Source organism: Nonomuraea sp. NPDC049714 (assembly GCF_044465295.1).
In the GTDB taxonomy this organism is placed as follows: domain Bacteria; phylum Actinomycetota; class Actinomycetes; order Streptosporangiales; family Streptosporangiaceae; genus Nonomuraea.
This window is the reverse complement of record NZ_JBITLM010000007.1, coordinates 345514-369541: the sequence shown is the minus strand read 5'-3', so window position 1 is coordinate 369541 and position 24028 is coordinate 345514. Positions and strand designations below refer to the sequence as shown.

Here is a 24028-nt window from a genome sequence, read left to right as displayed (position 1 = left end):
ACACCGGAGCCCTGCATGCCCAGACACTTCCTGATGTGTCGCCCCGACCACTTCGCGGTCGAGTACGCGATCAACCCGTGGATGCATCCCGAAGCCGGCTCCGATCGCGACCTCGCCATCCGCCAGTGGGAGGGTCTCAAGGCGGTGTACGAGAGCCTCGGGCACCAGGTCAGCCTGATCGACCCCATCGAGGGCCTGCCGGACATGGTCTTCGCCGCCAACGGGGCGCTGGTCGTCGGCGGCCGCGTCTTCGGCGCCCGCTTCGCCTTCCCCCAGCGGGTCCCCGAGGGCCCGGCCTACCTGCGCTGGTTCGCCGAGCGCGGGTTCGAGACGCTGGAGCCCGCGCACGTCAACGAGGGCGAGGGCGACTTCCTCACGCTCGACGACGTCATCCTCGCCGGCACCGGCTTCCGCACCGACCTCGCCGCGCACCACCAGGCACAGGAGTTCCTGGGCCGTCCGGTAGTGTCGTTGACGCTGGTAGATCCGCGTTTCTACCACCTTGACACGGCCCTGTTCCCGCTCGACGGCCGCAACGTCGCCTACTATCCCGGCGCCTTCTCCGCAGGCAGCCGTGAGGTGCTGCGCCGGCTGTTCCCGGACGCTGTGCTCGCGACGGCGCTCGACGCCGAGGTGCTCGGCCTCAACGCGGTCAGCGACGGCAGCCACGTGGTGATCAACTCCGAGGCCGGCGACCTTCAGCTGGAGCTGAAGCGGCGCGGCTACGAGGTGATCCCCGTCGAGCTGTCAGAGCTGCGCAAAGCAGGTGGCGGCCCCAAGTGCTGCACACTGGAGATCAGGGGGGAAACTGCATGACCACCAGCGCAGAACTCATAGAGGTCAGTGAGCGCCGCAGCGCGCACAACTACCATCCGCTGCCCGTCGTGATCCACGAGGCGCACGGCTCCTGGGTCACCGACGTCGAGGGCAAGCGCTACCTGGACTTCCTGTCCGGCTACTCGTCCCTGAACTTCGGCCACGGCAACCAGAAGATCATCGAGGCGGCGCAGGAGCAGCTCAAGCACCTGACGCTGACCAGCCGCGCCTTCTACCACGACCAGTTCGCCCGGTTCTGCGCCGGGCTCGGCGACCTCACCGGCAAGGACATGATCCTGCCGATGAACACCGGCGCCGAGGCCGTGGAGACCGCGATCAAGGTCGCCCGCAAGTGGGGCTACCTGGTCAAGGGTGTCGAACGGGACAAGGCCAACATCATCGTGATGGAGGACAACTTCCACGGCCGTACCACCACGATCGTCAGCTTCTCCACCGACGAGGACGCCCGCGCCGACTTCGGGCCGTACACCCCGGGCTTCACGGTCGTGAAGTACGGCTCGACGGAGGCGATCAGGTCGGCCATCGACGCCAACACGGTCGCGGTGCTGATCGAGCCGATCCAGGGCGAGGCCGGGGTGCTGGTGCCGCCGGACGGCTACCTCACCCAGGTGCGCGAGCTGTGCACCGAGCAGAACGTGCTCATGATCGCCGACGAGATCCAGTCCGGCCTCGGCCGCACCGGCAAGACCTTCGCCTGCGACCACGAGGGCGTCGTGCCCGACGTCTACGTCCTGGGCAAGGCCCTGGGCGGCGGCGTCGTCCCGGTCTCGGCCATCGCCGCGAACGAGGACGTGCTCGGCGTGATCAAGCCGGGTCAGCACGGCTCCACGTTCGGCGGCAACCCGCTCGCGTGCGCCGTCGGCAACGCCGTGATCGACCTGCTCAACACCGGCGAGTACCAGGACAGGGCCGCCCGGCTCGGCGAGGTGCTGCACGCCAGGCTGCGCGAGCTGATCGGCCATGGCGTGGTGACGGTGCGCGGGCGCGGCCTGTGGGCGGGCGTCGACATCGACTCCTCCCTGGCCACCGGCCGCGAGGTGTCCAAGGCGCTGATGGCCCGCGGCGTGCTGGCCAAGGACACCCACGGGTCCACGATCCGGCTCGCGCCGCCGATCGTGATCTCCGAGGAGGACCTCCTCTGGGCGGTCGGCCAACTCGCCGACGCGATCAACTCCTTCCGCTGACCCACCCGGCCCGGCCCGCACCCCCCAGGGGGCGCGGGCCTGTTTCGGTGAAGGGCCCGGTCAGTCTGTCGTGGGCACCGGTGATGCGGACGGTCGAGCCCGCCGGCCGTCGGGGGCCTCGGTGGATACGACGTCCGGCGAGGACCGCGGGGCGACGGAGGCGGACGGCACGGCGACCGTCGGGACGACGGACTCGGTCGGATCGGCAGTTTCCGTCACGACGGTCGGGGCGACGGAGGCGGACGGCACGGGGCTCGTGGACGGGGACGGGGTGTCGGCCTCGAGAACAGGCTGCGCCGTGCAGCTGCCGTCCCCCTCGACGTCGCCGACCTCCGGCAGCTTGTCCACGACCGTGACGCGGAGCGCGGCGGTGTGCGCGACGAGGCTCCCCACCGGCGCGCCGGCCACCTTCGCGTCCACGACCGTGCCCCGCTCCCCCAGTAGAGTGCGGGTCGCCGGGTCGAAGATGAGCTGGTGCAGCGTCCCCTGCGACCGCCGCCCGAGCGCGACCCCCGTGCGCCCGGCCGAGTCCGGCACCCCCTGGGCCTCCTCGACCCCGGGCATGGCCTTGATGGCCTCGAACACCGCCTCCCGCTGCGCCCTGGGCAGGTAGGTCTCCCTGACCAGCTCGCCCGCCGCGTCGAAGGCGGCCTCTGCCACGTCCCGATCACCCGCGCCGTCCCGATGGAAGCGCTCGCGCATCCGCTCCGGGTCGGCGGGCAGCGTGCTCAGGTAGGAGTAGTCGTCCCGCCGGTCCCCCAGCTGGTCGGGGCAGGCCGCGAGCAGTGATCGGGTCGGCCCGCGCAACCGGTGCGCGTTCTCCGGCAGTTCCTCCCCGGGCCACGGCTTCGGCTCCAGCTCCTCGATCAGCAGCAGCCCGGGGGCCTGCCCGTCGACCGACTGGTAGATCTTCCGGTGCGTCCGGTACAGGTGCCGGGTCGGCTTCGCCGCCGAGCCGGCCGAGGCGGCCGTGAACCCGTACATGGTGTCGGACTCGATGAGGATGAACTGCCCCGGCTTGGGGTGGAGCTCGGGAAAGCCCTGCTGGGCGAAGCTCGTCACCGAGGTGGCCGTGGAGATCCTCTGGTCGGTCCCCGTGCCGTAGGCCGCCAGGGCCACCGCCACGCCGCCGACGAGGGTGATCGTCACTCCGAAGGTGGCCACGACCTGCCAGCCCAGCCTGGGAAAGCGGAAGCCGCGGCGAGCCTCGCGCTGCAGTCGCTCCCGCGCCCTGGCGCGGGCTTCCGGCCGGTACGGCGGCACTGCGGGGCGGTTGTCGGCGAAGTCCTTGAACTCCCCGTCCTTGAAGTCGTCATCCATGCTGGGGCTCCTCTGCGAAGGGATCGTTGCCGCCGAGTGCCCGGCGCACTTTCACGCGGAGCCTGTGCAGCCTGGACCGCACCGTGCCGACCGGCACGCCCAGGGCGATCGCCGTCTCCTCGTAGGTGAGATCGGTCCAGGCCACGAGCAGCAGCAGGTCACGCTCCCCCGAGTTGAGCAGGGTCAGTGCCCGGGCCAGCCGGGGCTGGAGCTGCTGGGCGGTGACCCGCTCGGCGCTGCGGTCGTCGAACGTGCCCGGCCGCTCCGCCCCCACCCTGGCCATGGCGCGGTTACGCCGCCGCTCGGTCCTGCGGTGCTGGGCGACGACCTTGGTGGCGATGCCGTACAACCAGGGCCTGGCATCGGACCAGGCGGGGTCGTAGCGGGCGCGGCGCCGGAAGGCGACCAGGAACACCTCGCCGGTGACGTCCTCGGCCGGCTCCGGGCCGAGGCGTCTGGCGGCGTAGCGGTGGATCTCGTCGGCATGCCGATCGAACAGCGCGGCAAAGCTCTCCGGATCGTCCAACGAACGCCCGATAAGCGTTGAGTCGTCCGTATCGGACACTTCGTGAACAGCCACCACGTTGCCGGTCCTCTCTCATGCGGTCACCCTGTTCTTGACCGCACGGCGGGATCCGGTTCCGACTATTTCATTCCAGTTTCATGGAGCCCACTTCACGGATGTCGTCGCCCGTGGAGTCGTACCAGGTGGCCTCGGCTCCCGGGAAGGAGAGCATCGCGACCGCGTTCTGAAACCACGGGCCCTTGATCACCCGCCATCTGAACGGCGGCTTCGGCAGTTTCGCCGACCGCGCCAGCAGCCCGCCGATCAGCGTGGCGACGCCGAACTGGGTGAGCACGTTGGCCCAGCGCAGCGTCCGGCTGAGCGGGTTGCGGATCGGCGAGCAGACGAGCTGGTAGACCGGCCCGGTGTTGGCCTTGGAGACGTAGGAGTAGTGCACGTCGCCGGACAGGATCAGCACCGGCTTGCCCAGCCCGATCAGCAGCCGGGACAGATCCTCGAACGAGCGTCTGAAGGCCGCCCAGTGTTCCAGGTCCACGGCCTGCCTGAGCTGCTCCGACAGCCGCGCGACCGGGCGTCCCCAGGCGCCGTCGCAGAGCGCCTCGTTCCAGTTCTGCACGCCGTGCACGCCCTCGGGCAGCAGGAACGGGATGGACGAGCCGATGATCAGGCGGTCGGTGGGCTTGGCGACCTCCTCTTCGAGCCAGGCCCATTCCAGCGGGTCGAGCATCCGGCGGTCGCCCGGCGTGAGCTGCCTGGCGCACCGGGTATCGATCATGATGAGCCGGCTGTGGCCGAGGTCGCGGGAGTAGCTCCACCGGTTGCTGGTCGTGTCGGCGTCGGCCCGCGCCGCGAAGGCGTCGAGGGCGGCCGCGCCGTCGCCGCCGCTGCCCATCAGCGTTCGCAGCAGCGGATCGTCCGCCCGCTCGGCCGGCGAGAGGTTGCCGAGGTGCTGGTAGACCCAGTAGGCGCCGAGCCCGGCCACCACCCGGCGCGGCCACCAGCTGGTCTTGGCCATCTGCTCGCGCCAGGTCTTGGAGGTGTTCCAGTCGTCGCGCAGATCGTGATCGTCGAAGATCATCGCTGTGGGGACGGTGGACAGCAGCCACCGGATGTCGGGGTCGGTCCAGGCCTGCCGGTAGAGCTCGGCGTACTCCTCGAAGTCGGCGATCTCGTTCTTCGGCTCGTCGTTGTTCCGCCGGGCGTGGATGAACTCCAGCATCTCGGGCGAAGGACTGTCGGCGTAGACCTGGTCGCCGAGGAGCAGCAGGAGATCCGGCCCCAACTCGTCGTCGCCCTGCGACAGATGGCAGCCGAGGGAGCGCAGCATGTCGTACCCGTGGGTGATCTCATGCGGCGCGTCGTGCGGCGCGCTGGTCCGGCACGACCCGAACGCGATCCTGCCCGGCCCCTCCGCAGGGAACAGCCGGATCCGGCTGGGTGGCCGCCCTTCCAGCGGCCACACCTCCTCGCCGTCCAGCTTCACGGTATAGGGAGCCGCATCCTGGGAAAGGTCTGTGATGTCGACCATCGCATAATGGTGACCGTGGACGGTGAAGGTAGGCGACTTGTACGGCCTGCCGTCGGCCTCGACGGTCACCTCGCAGGGCTCTTCGGTCTCCACGAAAATCGAAGCGCTGGCAGAATCCACATAGCGCAACATCGGCCCGATCACCAGTGCGGGCATTACACCCCCCGGTCTGACAGTTCGGCACACTTCGGGCCACAAGCTTGCCAGAGTGTCGCGTTCAGGGCACCCGGATCGGTGGCTTGACTTCCAAGGACCGCGCATCGCCTCAGTAACGACGAGAGCCCTCTAGGCAACACCAAACACCCCGCTCTAGGCTGATCACGACAAGTACGCCCAAATGGGTTTAGGCAACGGCGCCTTACCCAAATATAGGGCGTCCATAACAGGAGGACCTCTTTCATGAGCGTCATGGTGCCGTCAAAGACGCCGGCACAGATCACATCCGGCCGCCAGGCCCTCGACACCGCCCTCTACCAACTCGGCCAGGCCGCCGACCATCTCGGGCTCGGCGACGGGCTCCGCACGATGCTCGGCACGCCCCGCCGATCGCTGACCGTCTCGGTCCCGGTGCGCCGCGCGGACGGCCACATGGACGTCGTCCAGGGCTACCGGGTTCAGCACAACGTCTCGCGCGGCCCCGCCAAGGGCGGCCTCCGGTTCCATCCCGGCACCGACATCCACCAGGTGACCGCGCTGGCCATGGGCATGACGTGGAAGTGCGCCCTGGCCGACATCCCGTACGGCGGCGCCAAGGGCGGCGTGGCCGTGGACCCGGCCACGCTCGACATCCGCGAGCTGGAGCGGCTGACCCGCCGCTACGTCAACGAGATCCTGCCGATGATGGGCCCGGACAACGACATCCCGTCCCCTGACGTCGGCACCGACGAACGGACCATGGCCTGGATCCTGGACGCCTACAGCGTCAACGCCGGCCACGCGCTGCCCGGCGTCGTCACCGGCGCCGCGCCGGGCGACTCGCCCGGCCAGGCCGGCGCGACCTCGCGCGGCGTGCAGATCGCGGCCCTGTCCGCGCTGGGCCGCTCGCCGGAGGGCGCGACGGTGGCGGTGCAGGGCTTCGGCAAGGTCGGCGCGCTCACCGCCCAGTACCTCGCCGACGCCGGCTGCAAGGTCGTCGCCGTCTCCGACCTCTCGGGCGCCGTGTACGCGCCCGGCGGGCTCGACCTCGCCGGCCTGCGGGCCTGGGTGGCCGAGTCCGGCCACGTCCTCGGCTACCGCCACGCCGACGCGCTCGGCCACGACGAGCTGTTCGAGCTGGACGTGGACGTGCTGGTGCCGGCGGCGCTCGAAGGCGCGATCACCGAGGCGAACGCGCCGCGCGTGCGCGCCCGCCTCGTCGTGGAGGGCGCCAACGGCCCCACCACGCCCGAGGCGGACGAGATCCTCACGGCCAACGGCACGACGGTCGTGCCCGACATCCTGGCCAACGCCGGCGGCGTGATCGTGTCCTACCTGGAGTGGGTCCAGGTCATGCAGGCCTACTCCTGGAGCGTGGAGCAGGCCGAGCGCAGGATGCGGGACCTGATGGCCGGCACCTACGCCGAGGTCACCACGCTGGCCGCGCGGCGCGGTCTGACGCTGCGCCAGGCGGCTCACGTCATCGCGGTCGGCCGCGTCGCCGAGGCCCACCAGACGCGCGCACTCCTCCCGTAACCAGGACGACCGGCCCGCCCGTGACGGCGCGCCGGCCCGACCGGCTCTCACGCGCGGGCTCCCGCCGTGACAGCCGGTCGGACCCGCCTCTCCATCAACGTCTCCCGAGGCGACTGTCGTCTTGAGGCGACGGGGGAATCGGGCCCGGGAGGGCTGTCAAGGCCCGAGCGTGCGGGGACCTGTCCGGTCTGCGCATCAAGGGTTTCCTTCCGGATTTTGTCCGTGCGGGCCGATAGCGTGGTGATCTCGCTGGGGAACGTGGGAGGTGGGTGTGCGCAGGTCGTTCAAATTTTTGCTGCGCCCCACCGGCAAGCAGGCCGCCGCGCTCGCCGCGTGTCTGGAAGAGCACCGTGAGTTGTACAACGCGGCGTTGGAGCACCGGCGCACCGCCTACCGCAAGGCGGGAGTGACGGTCCGCTACGGCCATCAGTCGGCCGAGTTGAAGCACATCCGCGCCGACGACCCGGACGGGCAGGCACGCTGGTCGTTCTCCTCCCAGCAGGCCACGCTGCGACGGCTGGACAAGGCGTTCACGGCGTTCTTCAAGCGGGTCCGCGCAGGCCGCACGCCGGGCTTTTCCCCGGTTCAAGGGGCGCGGCCGGTTCGACACGGTCGAGTGGCCGAAGGACGGCGACGGCTGCCGGTGGGACTCCCAACCCGAACATCCCACGGCCAGGTTCGTCCGTCTTCAAGGTGTCGGGCACGTGCGGGTCCACCGGCACCGCCGGGTGCTCGGCACGGTGAAGACGATCTCGGTGAAGCGGGAAGGCTCGCGCTGGTTCGTGGTGCTGTCCTGTGATGACCACCGTGTCAGCCAGGCCGAGTTCCGACGTACGGCGTGCGGGCATGCCGCGCACGCCGACGTGAACGCGGCGATCAACATCTTGAGGGCAGGGCTTGCCCTTCGCCAGGCTGCGGAAGCGGCTTAGCGAGAAGCCGCTCCCTTCAGTGAGCGGAGGAGTCACCCAGGTTGGGTAAACACTGATGTCGCAGTTCAAAGGGGTGATCGTTTCCTGCTAGAAGTGGGTAGGTGTTCAGGTTGCTGCTCGCTCTGGCCCTGCTCGACCCGACCGCCGTCACGGAGGTCTCGCATCGCAACATCCCGTCGCACAAGGTGCTCACCCCGGACGGCGACCGGCTGGGGTACGCCCCTGTGTCCCGTCCCTTCACCGGCGCGCGGCGGCTGACCGGGGTGCTGGTCGGCCGTGACCCTGTCACCGGCACGCACCTGATGTGCGGCGGCGTGGTGCTCGGCTCGCGCAGTCGCAGCCTGGTGCTGACGGCCGCCCATTGCCTCTACCACGAGGGCCGGCTGCTGCGGCAGCTCGCCTTCCTGCCGGCCTACGACCGGGGCAGCCCGCCGCTGGGCGTCTGGCCGGCCGTGCGGACGTGGGTGCCGGCTCGCTGGCGCGGCCGGCCGTACTCCCCCGCGTTGTTGCCGTACGACGTCGGGCTGGTCGGGGTGGCGACCTCGGAGCGGCGGTCGCTGGAGGACGTGACCGGGCCCGGCCTGCGCCCGCTGGCCACCGGCAAGGGGACCGCGCTACGCGGGCTGGAACTGCTCGGCTACCCCAAGGGCAAGCAGTATCCGGGCACCCGGATGTATCGCTGCCTGGGCGACGCGGTGGAGGGCACCGAGCGCGGCCCGGGGGTGCTCGTCACGCGTAACTGCCACGCGGCGGCGGGCGGCAGCGGCGGGCCGGCGGTGTACGGCGAGGAGGTGGCGGGGGTGGTGTCCTCCTCCAGCCCGCTGAAGGACGCCAAGGGCTTCACCGTGCTCACCCGGCTCGGCGGCAAGTCCTTCACCCGTATGTACCAGCAGGCCGACCGGGCCATGCGGCTCAGGCAGGCGAGCTCGCCATGACGATCTCCTCGCAGATGGCGTGGCTGACCAGCGCGTCGTCGGCGGTGATCAGGCGGCCGTCGCGGACCGCGGCGAGGAACTCCAGGCAGATCTGCTCGATGCCGCGCTGCCGGGCGACCGGCACCCAGTCGAGCCGCCTGGTGAGGACCTCGCCGCCGGCGTAGTCGATCACGTCGCCCAGGTTGACCACGCGGCGCTTGACGCCCGCGCCCATGACCTCGCAGCTCTCCTCGCTCGCCCCGCTCGCCCGGTTCATCACGCCGATGGCGGTGAAGCCGTCGCCGGACAGCTCCAGCACGACGTGCTCCAGCAGCCCGTCGCTGGTCCGGGTGCTGAACCGGGTGCCGATCACTTGTCCTGGCACCAGGAACCTCAGCGTGTCCACCACATGGATGAAGTCGTCGAACACCACCCGGCGCGCCACGTCAGGATGTTCCCGGCGGTTCTTCTCCATCAGCACCAGATGGCGGGGAAGCCGGGCGAGTTCCGCGTAGCCGGGCGCGTGGCGGCGGTTGAAGCCGACCATCAGCGACCTGCCCTCCTCGCGGGCCATCCGCACCAGCCGCTCGCAGTCGGCCAGGTTGTCGGCGATCGGCTTGTCCACGTAGACGTGCACCCCGGCGCTGAGCAACTCCTCGACGATCTCCGGGTGGGCCACCGTGGCCGCGTGCACGAACGCCGCGTCGAGGTCGGCCTTGATCGCCTCGGCCACGGACGTGGAGCGGCCGGCCACCCGGTAGGTCTCGCCGAGCCGGTCCAGCGTCGCGCTGTCGCGGGTGCACAGGTGCAGGTCGACGCCGGCCTGAGCGGCGAGCACGGGGAGGTACGCCTTCTCCGCGATGTCACCCAGGCCGATCATGGCAATCCTCATGCGCCGAGCGTAGCCTTCAGCGCCTCGTCCATGGGCGTGGGCGCGACGCCGAAGGTCCGCTGGAAGGCGGAGGAGTCGAGCTCGTACGGCGCGACGAACTGGTAGCGGGTGTGCTTGAGCTCGCGGATCATGGGCGAGACCATGCCCACCGCCTGCACGAGCGGCCAGGGCAGCGTCCGCATCTTGGGCGCCGGACGGCCGAGCAGCGCGGCCATCCGCTCGCCGATCTCCCGGAACGTCATCGGCGCGTTGCTGGGCACGTGCCACGGCCGGCCCCAGGCGCGCTCGTCACCGCCCGCGACGATCAGCGCGTCCGCCACGTCGGGCAGGTACGTCCAGCTGTGCGGGATGTCGGCGGGCCACATGAGCGAGATGGTCTTGCCCGCCTTGAGCGCGGGCAGGAACCGCTCCCCCAGATAGGACTGGTCGGTGGCGCCGGGGCCGAAGTAGTCGGAGCCGCGCACCTCGGTCACCCGGATCCGGCCCGCCCGGTGGGCGGCCAGGGCGTCGGCCCACATCTTGGTCCGGACCCGCACCTTGGGGGTGGTGGACGCCAGCGGCAGGTCCTCGGTCATCGGGCCGGTGACGGGACCGTACGGGTAGAGGTTGCCGACCATCGTCAGCACCGCGCCGGTCGCCTCGGCGGCGGCCAGGAACGAGGCGGCCATCGGCGGCCAGTCGGTGAGCCAGCGGTGGTACTGCGGGTTCACGCAGTTGTAGAGGACGTCCGCGCCCTTGCTGATCTCGGTCAGCCGGGCCTGGTCGGCCACGTCGGCGGCCACCTTGACGGCGCCGTCAGGGCCGCCGCCCGAGCGGGTCACCACGGTGACGTCGTGTCCCTGCGCGAGGAGCTTGGTGGCCAGATGCGTGCCGACCTGGCCGGAACCCACCACGATGTGCTTACCCATGATCAGACCTGCTTCCAGACGATGCGGAGGACCGCGTTGAGGATGAAGAGGGCGGCGAAGACGGCGGCCGGGGTCACGGCCCCCGCCGCGTAGAGCGCCAGTGCGCCGCCGCCGAACCAGACGATCTCCAGAACGACCCGGGCCGCGCCCATGGCCGGGAGGACGGCGTTCTCGCCGCCACCCGCGCCGAACACGGCCCAGAGCGCGATGAACAGGGCCGGCGCGCCGATCCCGGCGAGCAGCTTTACGGCCCAGTTGGGGCTGACGGTGAAACCCCAGTAGCCGGCGGAGACGAGCACACCGAGCTCCAGCAGGAACATCAGGGCCAGGTTCGCGCCCTTTGCCAGAGTGAGCATCGTTTCCTCCGTATGACTGTCGTTCTCGAACAAGAGCAATGCTCTCGCATGAGAGCACCAATCGTCAAGAGCAGTGCTCTCGTTTCTTTCTGCCGCTCTGGTAGCGTGCAGGGCATGACAGCGAGCCGTACCGCGAGAGAACGTGTCAGAGCCGAGCTCACCAAGGAGATCGCCGACATCGCGCGCCGCCAGCTCGCCACCGAGGGCGCGGGCGGTCTGTCGCTGCGCGCCGTGGCGCGCGAGATGGGCATGGTGTCGTCGGCGATCTACCGCTACTTCCCCAGCCGCGACGACCTGCTCACCACCCTGATCATCGACGGCTACAACGCGCTGGGCGAGGCGGTCGAGCAGGCGGACGCCGCCTGTCCCGGCGACGACCACCCCGGCCGGTGGCTGGCCATCTGCCACGGCGTGCGGGACTGGGCGCTGGCCCACCCGCACGAGTACGCGCTGCTCTTCGGCTCACCGGTGCCCGGTTACGAGGCGCCCCAGGACACCATCCCGGCCCGGCTGCGCGATGTGATCGTCATGGGGCGGCTGGTCTCACAGGCCCACGAGGCCGGCGCGCTCGACCCGCCCGCCCTGGCCGGCCCTCCCCCGGAGACGCTGCGCGCCGACGCGGAGAACCTCCGGACCGTCATGCCGGGCGTCCCGGACGATGTGGCCCTCCGGGCGTTCTCGGCGTGGACCGCGCTGTACGGCTGGGTCAGCTTCGAGCTGTTCGGCCAGTTGGAGAAGACCATCTACGAGCGGCGCACGGCCTTCGAGCGCTCCATGAGCATCATGGGCGCGGCGCTGGGCCTGCGCCGGCCAGCAGCGGAACCATGACCTCGTCGACCACGTCCACGATGAGCCGGTCGGGGATGGGCGGGCCGTGAAAGAGAAAGTACTGCCTGATCAGCGCCTGGCCGCTGTCCAGCCGGCGCGGTGTGACGGCGGCCGGGTCGATCTCGCCGCGCTCGACGGCACGCCGGGCGATCTCGGCCATCATCTTGCGGCTGGCGCCCTGGGAGTTCTCCCGGAACGCCTGGGCGACGGACTCGTCCCGCAGCACCTCGCTGAGCAGCCCGCGCATCGCCTCGCCCGCCGGCCCCGACAGCGCCGCCGACGACCGCCGCAGCACGTCGAGCAGGTCCTCGCGCAGGCTCCCGGTGTCGGGCACGGAGACCATGTCGGGCAGCGAGTGATAGACGGCCGCCATGACCAGCGTCACACGGGTGGGCCAGCGGCGGTAGAGCGACGCCTTGCTCGCCCTTGCCCGCTCGGCGACCCGCTCCATGGTGAGCTGGGCGTATCCTCCCTCGGCCAGCTCGTCGAGGGTCGCCTGGAAGATGGCGGAGTTGAGCGCCTCGCCCCGGCGCCGGGGAAGCTTGCGGTGGTCGGTGACCATGTCAGGAATCCTACGGAGCCGCCGCCGTGACCCGTCCGGCATCGCCGTCCACGGTCACGATCTGGCCGTCGGTCAGCGTGGCGGTCGCCTCGCCGGTGCCCATCACCGCGGGGATGCCGTACTCCCTGGCCACGATCGCCGCGTGCGAGGCGCTGCCGCCCGCGTCGACCACCACGGCGGCGGCCCGCTGGAACAGCGGCGTCCACGACGGGTTGGTGTAGGGGCAGACGAGCACGTCGCCGCCGCCGAGCCTGCCGAACTCCGACGGGTCGCGGACGATCCGCACCGGCCCCGTCGCCAGGCCCGCGCTGGCGGGCGTGCCCACGACGAGGGCGTCACCCAGCTCCCTGACGGGGAAGACGGCCCTGGGGTCGATGAGCCGCACACCCGCGAGCTCCTCGCGTTTGGCGGCCCTGGCGGTCACCAGCGCGCGCAGGTGCCGCCCGGAGTCGCTGTCCGTATCACTGTCCGGGAGCCGTTCGAGCTCCTCCAGCCGCAGGTGGAAGACGTCCTCCGGGGCGTCGAGCGCGCCCGCGTCACGCAGCCGGCGGCCCATCTCCAGCAGCGACCTGCGCAGGACGGGCAGCGGCATCGTGAAATAGAAGTGGCTGTCCTCCCGGAAGGCGACGCCGGCGCGGGCCGCCCGCACCCAGCGTGCCTTTCTACGGCGCAGGAGAGGGTGGGCGAGCAGCTTGTCGAGCGCGTCGTCGCCCGGGGCGGCGGGCGTGGGTGGCTCGGCCGCCAGCAGCCTGACCAGGTCGAGCACCGTCTCCAGCGCGTCCGCCCAGGAGGGCGGGGTGACCAGCAGCGGGGTGGCGGTCTCGCGGTGGCCGTACTCGGCCAGGAAGGCCCGGAGCTTCGCCTCGAAGGCGGCGCCGTCGAGCGCGCCGGTCCGCCTGGCCTCCTCGGCCAGCTCCTCCAGGGCGTGGTTGGCGTCCCCGGTGCGGGTGCGACCGCCGGCGATCAGACCGCTGAACAGGGCGCCCCGGCCGAGCAGCTTGACCGCCAGCAGCAGTCGCAGCAGCGCCAGGCCGGTCCCGGGCAGGTAGTCGATACGCAGGTCCGCCACCGGCTGCACCGCCTCCAGCGCCCTCCTGGGCACCCGGGCCAGCTCCTGCCACGGCAGCGCCTTGAGGTCGAGGGCGGTCAGCTCGCGATTCGTCTCCAAGAACTCTCGGAAGCGCGGGTCATCCGTCCACCGCGCCGGGTCGTACCGCCTGGCCTTGGCCGCGAAGCGGAACGGGGCGGTCAGCACGCGCGGGGTGGGGTGCGGGGTCGGCGGCACCATCCGGTAGACGACTCCGTCCTGCTCCTCCAGGAACTTGTCGAACGCCCCTTGCACGCCGAAGTACCCCGTCACCCTTCCCATCAGCCCCGCCGGGCCGTACGGCAGCCAGGTCGACATGTCGATCGGATAGGGCCTGACGGGGACGTACTCCAGCAGGACCGAGCCGAGCTTGCGCTGGATCGGGTTGAGCCGCCCGAGCGGCGGCGGCGGGAGCGCGGTCATCGGACGGGCCTGCACCAGGTTGACCCTGCCGTCCGCGTACGCCCACTCGATGTCCTGCGGGCGGCCGAAGTGGGCGGCCACCTCGGTGCCGAGCCTGGCCAGCTCGCGCAGCGCCTGGTCGGGCAGCCGCTCGACGGGGCTGCCGCTCTCGTCGTGGGTGACGCCGCCGCCCGCCGTGCTGCGGACGACCACCTCACGGCGGCCAGGTGTGTACGCGGCCACCTTCCCGGAGGGTTCGAGCACGTAGTGGTCGGGGGTGACGAGGCCGGAGACGACGGCCTCGCCGAGCCCGCTGCTCGCGTCGACCACGAGCTGGCCGCGATGCCCCGTGACGGGGTTCGCGGTGAACAGCACGCCCGCGCTCTCCGCCTCCACCATCCGCTGCACGACCACGGCGATGCGCACGCCGGCGTGGTCGATCCCGAGCCGGTCGCGGTAGGCGACGGCCCGATCCGTCCACAGCGAGGCCCAGCACCGGCGCACCGCGTCGACCAGCGCGTCCTCGCCGACGACGTTGAGGTAGGTGTCCTGCTGACCGGCGAACGCCGCGCCCGGCAGGTCCTCGGCGGTGGCGCTGGAGCGCACCGCCACCGGCCCGCCGCCATCGCCGAGCTCGGCGTACGCCCTGATGATCTCCCGGCGCAGCTCGTCGGGCACCTCGGCCCGCTGGACGCTGTCGCGGGTGCTCAGCCCGGCCGCGACCTGCGCGTAAGCGTCGGTCGTGACGACGAAGCCGTCAGGCACGGGGAAGCCGTGCGCGATCAGCTCCCCCAGGTTGGCCCCCTTGCCGCCCGCCAGGGCGAGGTCCGCACGGCCGAAGGACCGCAGGGGTGCGACGAGTTTCATGAGTGCTCCTCGGCATACGCGGTGGTGCGAAGGGGACGCGCCGGCAGGGCCAGCGCGAGCAGGAAGGCCACCCCGAGCAGCGGCGCCATCGCCGCGAACACGGGCGGCACGGCCTCGGCGAAGGCGGCGGGCAGCTGGGTTCCGGTGGCCTCGGCAGGCAGCTGATGTCCGGTGGCCTCGGCTGACCGCCAGGTGATGAGCGCCCCGACCACGGCCACCCCGGCGGAGGCGCCGATCTGGCGCAGGAACGTCACCGACGAGGTGGCGGTGCCCAGGTCGGCATAGGCCACGGAGTTCTGCGCGGCCAGGACCATGACCTGCATGACCAGCCCTACCCCGAGGCCGACGAGCAGCAATACCCCGGCGAGCGTCGCCGCCCGGCCCGCCGCCATGGGCAGCAACGCCAGCCCCGCCCCGGCAAGCGCCGTTCCGGCCACCGGGTAGCCCCGGTAGCGGCCGGTCCGGCTGATCAGCCGGCCGGAGACGATCGTGGTGGTCAGCACGCCGCCCATCAACGCGGTCACCAGCAGCCCCGCCTGGGTGGCCGACGAGCCGAGCGCGATCTGCAGGTAGGCGGGAATGTAGGTGATGGTCCCGAACAGCGCGAACCCGATGAACAGGCTGATCAGCACCGGCACGGCGAACGCGCGGTCCTTGAACAGCCGCAGCGGCAGGATCGGATCGGTCGCCAGCCGCGCGCTCACCAGCCACGCCACCACCCCTGCCAGCGCCACGGCCAGGAACACCGGCTCGCGGGTCTGGCCCAGCATGACCACCCCCACCACGGCGACGGCCAGCGTGATGGCCCCGGCGACGTCGATCGGCGCCCGCGCGACCGGCCTGGGCAGCTTGAGCGTGGCGGTCAGCACGGCGAACGCCAGCAGCCCGAGCGGCGGATAGATGGCGAAGATCCACCGCCAGCCGACGCTGTCGATGAAGAACCCGCCGACCAGCGGCCCGCCCACGGCGGCCACGATGTACGCCGCCCCGATCAATCCCAGGTAGCGGCCGCGCTCGCGAGGGCTGACGATCTCCCCCATGATGGCCTGCGCGCCGATCATCAACCCGCCGCCGCCGATCCCCTGCACCGCCCGGAAGGCGATGAACTGCGGCATCGTGGCGGCCATCGAGCACAGCACCGCGCCGACGACGAACACCACGATCGCCACCTGCATGAGCGGCTTCCGGCCGAACCGGTCGCCCAGCTTGCCGTACAGGGGCATGACGACGGTCGCGGCGACCAGGTAGGCGGTGATGACGGCGGGCATCTGGTCGAGGCCGCCGAGGCTGCCCGCCACGGCGGGGAGGGCGGGGGTCATGATCGTCTGGTCGAGCGCGCCGAGCAGCATGGCGAGCACCAGCCCTGACAGCACAAGCCCCACGGCGACCCCCTAGAGAACTAGTCGTTCTCTAAGAAGAGTAGACGTCACCGTTAGGAAACGCAACGTTCACTAACCGGTTGGGGTGGACATGCTCGTCCAGCCCCCAGAACACCCATGCCCCGCCCTCAGGTACGAGAGCGGGGCATCACCGTGGCGACCTGCGCGGGAGCTTTCGGAGCTCACCAACGGGTACGGCCACGACCGGCGGTCCGGGGGTCACATATGAACGGCTTCTCCCGGACCCGCGATCACCACTTCAGGGAGCAGACGTTGATGGTGCGGGTCGAGAACTTCTTGATCGCGATGGACCTGCTCCTCGGTGCGATCCGGCCGTTCGCGAGGCGCTTGATCTTGTAGACGCCGGGCCGGCCCCGGAAGTAGCTCGTGCCCGTGTTGCGGCGAGCGCTGGCCGCGACGCCCGGACCCTGGACGGTGACCGACACCGGACCCACGTGCGTACACCTGAAGACCAGCTTGACGAGCGCATACGGCGGTGTCGCCGCGGCCGAGGCGGGCGTGAACCCGATGGCCGCCATGGCGACACCCATCGCGAGCGCGCTTACCAAGGCAGAACGCCGAACAATACGAAACACAATGATCCTTTCCTGGCGGACCGGGCGCACCTTAGCCCCGGTCCTTGTACGCAAAACGTGCATTGAGGCGTTTTTCACAAGTTCACGGCCGACCAGGCGCTTTGGAGAGCGGCACGTCCTCCAAATCAGGAGAGCGCTCGATGGGCAAGCTCCGCACGGGAGCCAAGCCACTGCGCCAAAGACCAGAGCCGCCCAGGCGGTGGCCGACCGGGGACAAGGTCAAGAAAGGCGGCCCTGGGATCATGCAGGCCCGGATTCTCCCGGACCAGCGATCACCACTTCAGGGAGCAGACGTTGATGGTGCGGGTCGAGTTATCCTTGATCTTGAAGTACCTGGTCCTCGGTGCGATCCGGCCGTTCCCAATGCGCTTGACCCTGTAGACGCCGGGCCGGCCCCGGAAGTAGCTCGTGCCCGTGCTGCGGCGAACGGCGCCCACGACGCCCGGTCCCTTGACGGTGACCCTCACCGGGTTCACGTGCGTACACCTGAAGACCAGCTTGACGAGCGCATACGGCGGTGTCGCCGCGGCCGAGGCGGGCGTGAACCCGATGGCCGCCATGGCGACACCCATCGCGAGCGCGCTTACCAAGGCAGAACGCCGAACCATATGAAACACAATGATCCTTTCATGGAGAACCCGGCCAACTCTGGCCACGCCTCCCGTACACAAAGCATGCTTGAGGAAGATGATCATTTTTCGGGATGTTTCTCGCGGTCCGTGGGATGACGTAGCGCCGCGTCGGCGGCAGCCGGGACCTCGGCTCAGAACCGGCACGTTTCAGCAGGTCACCGGCCCCACCAAGCCCTGCTCACCAAGCTCGGCATCCCCACCCCAAGCAGGTCCTCAGCCTCCAGCCCGCTGAACAGCCAAGACTTCACCGCCCGGAGAAACGCCCTCCAGGCGGCCAGGCCCTACTGGAGTGATCTTTGCACGCGCCGGTAGCACCGTGGAATACGCCGGGAATACGACGGGTCTCCCGACTTTCTCGGCCGAACGGGTACAGCGTCCTGAAACGTCAAGCAGATGGCCCCCGATGAGGTGGGAAGGATGCACCCTCATCGGGGCCATGCCCGGCCCTGGAACTACGGGGAAGATCCCGGCCGGACGTTGTGGCGACGACTCCGCCGCCCACCCTCCGCGGGAAGGCGGAGTCGCCCAGCCCCGACTGACCGCACCGCTCAGCCAGGGCCGCGTCCGCCGACCGATCCGAAGACCGGTTCGACAGCGGACGGATCAGGGGAAGGAGGGGCGGCCCGGATGGCGCACCAGACGGTACGGCCCAGCCCACGGCCGTGCTCGCGGATCCCCCAGCCCTGGGAGATCTCGCGGACGATCAGCAGCCCACGACCGTCCTCCACCTCGGGCTCCTGCCGGATGTGCGGGTCGGAGAAGGCGGAGCCGGGGTCACGCACCTCCACGTAGATCATCCCCTCCGCCTCGGTGACGGTGAGGCCGATGAAGTCATACGGCCTGGCGTCGGAGTGCCGGAACGCGTTCGTCACCAGCTCGGACACCGCCAGCACGGCGTCGTCGACCGCAGGGTGATCGTCCCCGAGCCAGCTGCGCACTTGTGAGCGGGCGTACGAGACGGACTCGCGAATGCCCACCAGCTGAATCGAACCGATGACCCTCGGCTCCGTACTCGCTGCTTTCATCACTTCACCCACTTGAAGAAGTCGGCCTCGATCGGCCTTCCCACCATCCCAAGCTTTAGCTACAGTTAGTAGTCGATTGACTTCGTTATGCCATCAACCGTTTCGGTGAAACTTCCGTTGAAACGGATGGCAGCCCCCCGGGAGGTCAGGTGCCAAAGGAAAGCGAGCTGTGCCCCGCCGATTCGCCGACCGCCCTCTTCGGCTTCGAGCTGCGACGACACCGCAAGGCGCGAAGCTGGTCCCAGATTCGCCTGTCGAAGGCGGTGTCCTACTCCATCGGCACGATCAGCATGATCGAGACAGCCAGGCGGTCACCGACGGAGGATTTCGCCCGCCGCTGCGACGAAGCGCTTGAGGCGGAAGGCGCCCTGATGCGGCTCTGGCCGATGGTCAGCCACGCATCGGCCCCTCCATGGTTCCGGCCCTGGCTCGATGTGGAGGCCACAGCCGAAGCGATCCGAACCTGGGAACCGCTGGTGGTGCCCGGCCTGCTCCAAATTGAGGACTACGCCCGAGCCGTCTTGGGCGGCGATGTCGGCGTGACGCCCGAGCAAATCGAGGAGCAGGTGATTGCTCGAATGGAACGTCAGTCGATCCTCAGACGCCCCAAACCACCCTTGTTGTGGTCCGTAATCGACGAGGCGGTTCTACACCGGCCGATCGGCAATTCGGCCGTGATGTCAGCACAGCTCACCCACCTGCTCGAAGCAGGCCTGGCACCCCGGATCACCATTCAGGTTCTGCCTCTCAACGCCTATTCCACCACCGGCCTCGCTGGGGGTTTCGCCATCGCGCAAGCACACGGAGTCTTCGACACGGCGTACGTCGAATCCGCCGGGGTCATGAGCCGAGTAACGGAGCGACCAGAGGACGTCAGCGTCCTAACATACAGATATGAAGGGATTCGCTCCGAAGCACTGTCCCAGCGCGAGTCCCTGGAACTGATCAAGGAGGCGCTGCAGCGATGGACGAACTGAACCGAGCGCTCGAAACAGCCACCTGGCGCAAGTCCACCCGATCGGGACCCGACGGCGGCAACTGCGTCGAGGTCGCCGAACTCTCCGGCGGACATCGAGGCGTCCGCGACAGTAAGAATCCCACCGGACCGGCGCTAGTCTTCACCCCAGGAGAATGGGACGCCTTCATCAATGGCGTCAAGGACGGCGAGTTTGACTAGTCACCACCAGCTGTATCTCGCCAATAGGCACGCGCACAGGACCTTTTCCCAGAGATTCTCTCCGAGAAGGTCCTCTGCCACACCCTTCCCAGACGCTTCTCTCCTCATGGCCTCACAAAGATGAGGTGAGGCGAGCTCTTCGGGGCCATGTCAGCCTAAATCATGAACCAAATAACAAGACCTTTGCGCCCTAAATGCAGATATGAGGGATTCGCTCCGAAGTGCTGAGCCATTTCATCCTGAGTAACGGTCGTCTTCGACCAGCCGGAGGACGAGGATGGCCTGCACGATCGCGTTCGCGCGATGCGGGCAGCAGCGCAGCTTGGTCAGCACCTTCCATGCCTTCAAGGTTGCGACGGCGCGTTCGCCAATGGCACAGATGCGGGCATGGGCGGGGTTGACCTCCCGGCTGCCCTCGGGAGAGCCAGGAACAATGGCGATGCCGCTTGAACGGCGTCCGGATCGTGCCGCCCGCGCCTTGATAACCCTTGTCCGCGAAGTCTTCAGTGGGGATCGCTCCAAAACGTGTACCACGGGCCCCACAGGGGCAATGTGTCGCCCGGCCTCCTGTCAGGGCTCCATATGTACGCGAGGTGGCTGTCGCTGAGGGAGAAGACGACCGCGTCGCCGTCCCAGTAGACCGCATCGAATGTGAGGACGCCGATTGTCTGGCGCTTGAGCACCTCGTCCTTCCCCAACGTGCGCGCGACGGCCTCCATCTGGGGAGCCGAGTCAGCAAACCGATCGTCCTCGCCGGGCGCGAGCCAGACGAGCCCCACGAGGAGAAGTGCGCCGGCCAGGAGCACCACTGCCCAGCGTAAGACCGGGCCACCGGTGGTCGTTCGTCTCATGCGAGCATCTTCACATGCTTCCGCGCAGCGGCCTGCTCGTCTTCCCGTCCCAAATGAATTCACCGTCCCAGCGCGAGTCCCTGGACTGATCAATGCAACGATGGACGAGCTGAACCGAGAACTCGAAACAGCCACCTGGCGCAGGTCCACCGATCAGGATCCAACGGCGGCAACTGCGTTGAAGTAGCCGAGCTCTCCTCTGGGCGCCGGCGTCCGCGACAGCAAAGACCCCACCGGCCCGGTACTAATCTTCACTCCCAGCAAATGCGACGCCTTCATCGGAGCGTGCAGAACGGCAAGTTCGGCTAGGTATCACCAGCTTCGCAACCCCACATCGAGGGCGGGCCTCCTGGCCCTTGGGCGCCGGTTCGCCCCATAGGCAGAGGGCGGCGAAGACTCCTGGAGCTTCCTGGCGAATTGCCCGGCCTATTCCATGCCGTCGTCGATGTTGATGGACGGCCGCTGACCTCACAACCGTGCGGGAACACCCGGACGGTATTCAGGCGGGGTCAGCACACGGTTGCGCTCCCCACCTCAGGTCGCCACACGCGCCCATGACCTACCCAGCCGCTTTGCCGCACTCGTCGATCATCCGATGCCGATTCAATTTTCTGCTGTTTCAGCCGATGCTCAACGAGTGCCCACCAGGTTTCATCCTCATTGAGCGACTCACCGCGCATTCCCCGTTCGACGAAATTACCCGAAGATCGCTTTTCTACCAGAGCGTCAGCTCCACACGATTCTCCCCGAAGGCAACTGGAGCCGTGGGTCAACCAGGCATAACATCCGATTCACGAACAAAACTCGTACTCGCTATGCCTTTCATCGAGGTTATGCTTGTTCTGTTGCTGTGATGTTGATTACCGTGTGAAAGACATGGGGGATGCCGCCTCCTGACCTGTTCTGGTGCAGCGAGCCGTACAAGGGGATCATCTTGGCCGACCTCGATCGCCAGGCGATGCAGGCTGTCGCGGAGCGGATCCAGCGGCTGTCGGACGAGCACTGGTGGGCGCTTCATCCTTCCTGCCGCCTGATGGAGAACGACACGTGGGTGGGGCCGGCAGGCAGCCGGTTCGGCACCCAGGTCCACGCTGACCAGAGAGAGCTGTGGACCTTGCTCAAGCAGGCCATCCATAGTGCGAATCAGAAGCTGGCCTCACTTCCGGACAAGCCATGACGGACTTCAGCGGAGTCAAGCAACCCGACTTCGACACGATGGCGGGCAAGCACACCCAAGCGGCCGGGCAACTGGCCGAGCTGGCGCAGGCCCTGCACTGCGAACTGCAGGGCGCCGGGCTCGACACCTCGCTGGCGGCACGGCTTCGGGAGCTGGCCGGACGGGTCACCACACAGGCCGAAGACCTGCGGCGGCGGCAGAAACTGGTCCACGAGTTGCGGCGGCAGAAGGTCAGCTTCGGGACGAGCACTCCAGCCGGGAGCTTCCTGGAGATGCCCGACGGCCTGGAGGCCGCCAAGGGGCTGTTGGACGGGACACTGGCCGGTCGCGCCGCGCTCAACGCCTCGCGCGGGGACGCCAGGGCGCTGGCCGAACTGGAGAAGTACGCGTCGCGGACCGGGGACACGGAGTTCGTCAAGGTATTCCTCGGCGTTCTGGAAGCCGGAGGGGCGACGCGGCTGCCCGGCTCGATCGCCGCGCAGGTGCGCGCCGCCTCGGACCACGGCGATTCGGCGCACGTGGCCTCGCTCTCAGCCCAGGGCCAGAGGGCACTGGGCATGCTCAGCAGGACGCTGGCCAAGGCGACCGATCCGAAGAATCCCGCCTACCTGGGTGCTGATTTCACCCGAGACTTGGTGAAGCAGGGCCGGACCGAGCACGAGTCCAGCGGTATGAAGTACTCGGGCTACCAGGCTCAGGCACTCATCTGGCGTGCTCACGAGGGGGAGCCACCGTACTCGAAGGAGTTCATGGAGATCGTCGGACGCGACGTGATCGTCTACGAGCGCGAGCAGCGCGAAAGCGCGTGGAAGGCGAGCGAGGACTACTCGTGGGCTCAACGACCCATCGTCGACCTGGCCGGTGTTCTCGGACTCGGCACTCTGCTGAGACCGGGGACGCAGGCCGGCGCTCCGGGGGCGAAGAGCTCGTCAGCGGTGGTGGACGACCTGTTCCACGCGGCGAAGTCCAGCCGGGAAGCCTCTCATGCCCTCCTGACCCACACTCCGGCCGGGTGGAAGAAGTCCATGCTGGACTACCTGCTGACGACCCGGTGGGACGTTTCCCGCTATCTGGGCAACTACGCGCCGCTGAACAACATGTTAGTGACCGCGACAACGGGCCAGGACGCCACCTCCCAAGGGTTGGCCACCGAGATGACCAAGATCGTCGCTAACGAGATGGGCGAAGCCTTCGGCCAAGCTACCGACGGCAATCTGGAGATACGAAACAGAGAAGCATTCGATCGGCTGGCCCCCTTGAGCTACCCCTTGGCTCGCGCACTAGCTGCCAACATCGACCAACTCTCGCGCATTTACCTGAACGGTGAGGCCTTCGGCGAGGTCAAAGTCGGGGACATGTCCTATGCGCTGGTGATCGCCACCTTCCACGAAGCCGGATTCGCGGCCCTCGTAAGCGCACAGACCGAACACCTGCGAGCGGCACTCGACACCGCACCCCCAGTCGGGCTCAATGCCACCAACGCCGAGCGGCTCGGTTTCGCCGTGGCCGACGTTGAGAGGTTTGATCGCAACGGGAATGGATGGGTCGACGCGGACGACGCCACTAGATTTTTGAAGAACCGCACCATCGAGGAAGCAACCCCCTTCAATCACATAGTGGAGATCCGCCGACAAGTCCTGATCGCCCAGGAGCTAGATGATAAGAAGGCGGATGACTCGCTGAAGACCATGGTGGCCAACGCGATAGGACTGCTTCCCGTACCTGGCACGAAGTGGGTGAGCGAACTGGCCACCGGAGCCTTCGGGGAGTTGGTAGGCAAGGGATATGAAAAGCTATCTGGAGCTGCTTATGACGAGCTTTCCCGACACGTTGCTCAGCAAATGTCCGAACAGGGCCGTAGTCTGGACGGGAGGTACGAGACACCGGCGAACAACCGGCTGGCGGTAGAGAGGCTGGCGGAGCAAATGCTCGCCACATCCATGTTGAACAAGGGCCTGCTCGACAGTCTAGATTTGGAGAAACAGCCATTTGCGAGTAGCGATTCGCGTACGATAAAGCCTTTCGCCGATATGACTTCCCAGGAATATAGCCAGTTCCTCCACTGGACTCGCGAAACGGGAGGGAGTAGCGAGCTAATCGATGCTTTCGAGAACACTTTTCGCAATACCACTAAGGTAAATGACCATCTCGGCACTGACATCCGCTCCTCATCGGGAGGTAGCGAATGAGGCACTCTCTTTTCTCCGTAGCTACGACATCTCTTGTGTTGATAGCCTCAGCCTGTAGCCCGGAAAGGCAGGTTGCCTCCACGTCGACTGCAGCTCCACAGCCGGTCGTGGATTCCACACCATATGTCTGCAACTTCATCCCCGAACAGGCATTTCGCCTTGTCACCGGTGCAGTCGGACCTCTCAACGAG

Annotated in this window: 25 protein-coding genes and 1 pseudogene; 12 read left to right on the top strand and 14 right to left on the bottom strand. The window is 68.6% G+C overall.

The genetic code is table 11. The features are described 5' to 3' along the window. Window positions 1-15: 15 nt before the first annotated feature. A complete protein-coding gene (ddaH, locus tag ACIBQX_RS27915; protein WP_397009492.1) occupies window positions 16-816 on the top strand; it encodes a dimethylargininase in 801 nt (266 codons plus the stop codon). Continuing rightward, window positions 813-2021, top strand: coding sequence for an ornithine--oxo-acid transaminase (gene rocD / locus ACIBQX_RS27910; RefSeq protein WP_397009490.1), 1209 nt, complete (start codon window positions 813-815; stop codon window positions 2019-2021). Before ddaH ends, rocD begins: the two co-directional genes overlap by 4 nt. A gap of 60 nt (window positions 2022-2081) precedes the next feature. Here the strand turns inward: rocD and ACIBQX_RS27905 are convergent, their stop codons facing one another. From ACIBQX_RS27905 to ACIBQX_RS27895, 3 genes are all read right to left on the bottom strand, one after another. Further along, a complete protein-coding gene (locus tag ACIBQX_RS27905; protein ID WP_397009488.1) occupies window positions 2082-3341 on the bottom strand; it encodes a CU044_5270 family protein in 1260 nt (419 codons plus the stop codon). Beyond that, the gene (locus ACIBQX_RS27900; RefSeq protein ID WP_397009486.1) at window positions 3334-3867 is read right to left on the bottom strand and encodes an RNA polymerase sigma factor; all 534 of its coding nucleotides are present in this window, start codon (window positions 3865-3867) and stop codon (window positions 3334-3336) included. Before ACIBQX_RS27900 ends, ACIBQX_RS27905 begins: the two co-directional genes overlap by 8 nt. A 124-nt stretch (window positions 3868-3991) precedes the next feature. After that, window positions 3992-5488, bottom strand: a complete 1497-nt coding sequence (locus ACIBQX_RS27895; protein WP_397009484.1) for an alkaline phosphatase D family protein — start codon at window positions 5486-5488, stop codon at window positions 3992-3994. A gap of 306 nt (window positions 5489-5794) precedes the next feature. On the opposite strand from ACIBQX_RS27895, the gene ACIBQX_RS27890 reads away from it, so the two are divergent. The 4 genes from ACIBQX_RS27890 to ACIBQX_RS27875 all read left to right on the top strand — a co-directional run bounded on the left by ACIBQX_RS27890 (window position 5795) and on the right by ACIBQX_RS27875 (window position 8930). Next, window positions 5795-7066 carry a Glu/Leu/Phe/Val dehydrogenase gene (locus tag ACIBQX_RS27890; RefSeq protein ID WP_397009482.1) on the top strand — a complete coding sequence of 424 codons (1272 nt, stop codon included), beginning with the start codon at window positions 5795-5797 and terminating at the stop codon, window positions 7064-7066. 271 nt (window positions 7067-7337) lie between these two features. Continuing rightward, window positions 7338-7865, top strand: a complete 528-nt coding sequence (locus ACIBQX_RS27885; protein WP_397009480.1) for a helix-turn-helix domain-containing protein — start codon at window positions 7338-7340, stop codon at window positions 7863-7865. Further along, complete coding sequence (locus ACIBQX_RS27880) at window positions 7771-7995, top strand: zinc ribbon domain-containing protein (protein WP_397009478.1); 225 nt, start codon at window positions 7771-7773, stop codon at window positions 7993-7995. Before ACIBQX_RS27885 ends, ACIBQX_RS27880 begins: the two co-directional genes overlap by 95 nt. Before the next feature lie 101 nt (window positions 7996-8096). Further along, window positions 8097-8930, top strand: a complete 834-nt coding sequence (locus tag ACIBQX_RS27875) for a trypsin-like serine peptidase (RefSeq protein WP_397009476.1) — start codon at window positions 8097-8099, stop codon at window positions 8928-8930. Here the strand turns inward: ACIBQX_RS27875 and ACIBQX_RS27870 are convergent. The 3 genes from ACIBQX_RS27870 to ACIBQX_RS27860 are packed head-to-tail and all read right to left on the bottom strand — an operon-like array spanning window position 8908 to window position 11065. Next, window positions 8908-9801 (bottom strand): Gfo/Idh/MocA family protein, encoded by an 894-nt coding sequence (locus tag ACIBQX_RS27870; protein ID WP_397009474.1) that lies wholly within the window; start codon window positions 9799-9801, stop codon window positions 8908-8910. The genes ACIBQX_RS27875 and ACIBQX_RS27870 overlap by 23 nt on opposite strands. Further along, a complete protein-coding gene (locus ACIBQX_RS27865) occupies window positions 9798-10709 on the bottom strand; it encodes an NAD-dependent epimerase/dehydratase family protein (protein WP_397009472.1) in 912 nt (303 codons plus the stop codon). The genes ACIBQX_RS27870 and ACIBQX_RS27865 overlap by 4 nt, the downstream gene beginning before the upstream one ends. A gap of 2 nt (window positions 10710-10711) precedes the next feature. Beyond that, complete coding sequence (locus tag ACIBQX_RS27860) at window positions 10712-11065, bottom strand: YrdB family protein (protein WP_397009470.1); 354 nt, start codon at window positions 11063-11065, stop codon at window positions 10712-10714. A 114-nt stretch (window positions 11066-11179) separates the two neighbouring features. On the opposite strand from ACIBQX_RS27860, the gene ACIBQX_RS27855 reads away from it, so the two are divergent. Beyond that, complete coding sequence (locus ACIBQX_RS27855) at window positions 11180-11893, top strand: TetR/AcrR family transcriptional regulator (protein WP_397009469.1); 714 nt, start codon at window positions 11180-11182, stop codon at window positions 11891-11893. Here the strand turns inward: ACIBQX_RS27855 and ACIBQX_RS27850 are convergent. The 6 genes from ACIBQX_RS27850 to ACIBQX_RS27825 form a co-directional block, all read right to left on the bottom strand. After that, window positions 11847-12455, bottom strand: a complete 609-nt coding sequence (locus tag ACIBQX_RS27850) for a TetR/AcrR family transcriptional regulator (RefSeq protein ID WP_397009467.1) — start codon at window positions 12453-12455, stop codon at window positions 11847-11849. The genes ACIBQX_RS27855 and ACIBQX_RS27850 overlap by 47 nt on opposite strands. 10 nt (window positions 12456-12465) lie before the next feature. Then, on the bottom strand, window positions 12466-14811 hold the full coding sequence (locus ACIBQX_RS27845; RefSeq protein ID WP_397009465.1) for a PEP/pyruvate-binding domain-containing protein: 2346 nt from the start codon (window positions 14809-14811) through the stop codon (window positions 12466-12468). Then, a complete protein-coding gene (locus ACIBQX_RS27840) occupies window positions 14808-16193 on the bottom strand; it encodes an MFS transporter (protein WP_397009463.1) in 1386 nt (461 codons plus the stop codon). The genes ACIBQX_RS27845 and ACIBQX_RS27840 overlap by 4 nt, the downstream gene beginning before the upstream one ends. Before the next feature lie 248 nt (window positions 16194-16441). Beyond that, window positions 16442-16729, bottom strand: a complete 288-nt coding sequence (locus tag ACIBQX_RS27835) for a hypothetical protein (RefSeq protein WP_397009461.1) — start codon at window positions 16727-16729, stop codon at window positions 16442-16444. Window positions 16730-17058: 329 nt separating this feature from the next. Continuing rightward, window positions 17059-17481 (bottom strand): hypothetical protein, encoded by a 423-nt coding sequence (locus ACIBQX_RS27830; RefSeq protein ID WP_397009459.1) that lies wholly within the window; start codon window positions 17479-17481, stop codon window positions 17059-17061. 485 nt (window positions 17482-17966) lie between these two features. Continuing rightward, window positions 17967-18395, bottom strand: a complete 429-nt coding sequence (locus ACIBQX_RS27825) for an ATP-binding protein (protein ID WP_397009458.1) — start codon at window positions 18393-18395, stop codon at window positions 17967-17969. Between the two features lie 197 nt (window positions 18396-18592). Here ACIBQX_RS27825 and ACIBQX_RS27820 point away from each other — a divergent pair, with 197 nt between their 5' ends. Beyond that, the gene (locus tag ACIBQX_RS27820) at window positions 18593-19420 is read left to right on the top strand and encodes a helix-turn-helix domain-containing protein (protein WP_397009456.1); all 828 of its coding nucleotides are present in this window, start codon (window positions 18593-18595) and stop codon (window positions 19418-19420) included. Beyond that, window positions 19408-19620: a DUF397 domain-containing protein gene (locus ACIBQX_RS27815; RefSeq protein ID WP_397009454.1), complete on the top strand. Its 213-nt coding sequence runs from the start codon at window positions 19408-19410 to the stop codon at window positions 19618-19620. Before ACIBQX_RS27820 ends, ACIBQX_RS27815 begins: the two co-directional genes overlap by 13 nt. Before the next feature lie 234 nt (window positions 19621-19854). Here ACIBQX_RS27815 and ACIBQX_RS27810 read toward each other — a convergent pair. Both ACIBQX_RS27810 and ACIBQX_RS27805 read right to left on the bottom strand, forming a co-directional pair. Next, window positions 19855-20119: pseudogene (locus ACIBQX_RS27810) on the bottom strand (transposase family protein); the annotation flags it as partial. 4 nt (window positions 20120-20123) lie between these two features. After that, window positions 20124-20471, bottom strand: a complete 348-nt coding sequence (locus tag ACIBQX_RS27805) for a hypothetical protein (protein WP_397009820.1) — start codon at window positions 20469-20471, stop codon at window positions 20124-20126. Window positions 20472-20670: 199 nt separating this feature from the next. Between ACIBQX_RS27805 and ACIBQX_RS27800 the strand changes: the two genes are divergently transcribed. The 3 genes from ACIBQX_RS27800 to ACIBQX_RS27790 all read left to right on the top strand — a co-directional run bounded on the left by ACIBQX_RS27800 (window position 20671) and on the right by ACIBQX_RS27790 (window position 23837). Continuing rightward, complete coding sequence (locus tag ACIBQX_RS27800; protein WP_397009808.1) at window positions 20671-20850, top strand: DUF397 domain-containing protein; 180 nt, start codon at window positions 20671-20673, stop codon at window positions 20848-20850. A 555-nt stretch (window positions 20851-21405) separates the two neighbouring features. Next, the gene (locus ACIBQX_RS27795; RefSeq protein WP_397009453.1) at window positions 21406-21648 is read left to right on the top strand and encodes a hypothetical protein; all 243 of its coding nucleotides are present in this window, start codon (window positions 21406-21408) and stop codon (window positions 21646-21648) included. Continuing rightward, complete coding sequence (locus tag ACIBQX_RS27790) at window positions 21645-23837, top strand: hypothetical protein (protein ID WP_397009451.1); 2193 nt, start codon at window positions 21645-21647, stop codon at window positions 23835-23837. Before ACIBQX_RS27795 ends, ACIBQX_RS27790 begins: the two co-directional genes overlap by 4 nt. Window positions 23838-24028: the final 191 nt, after the last annotated feature.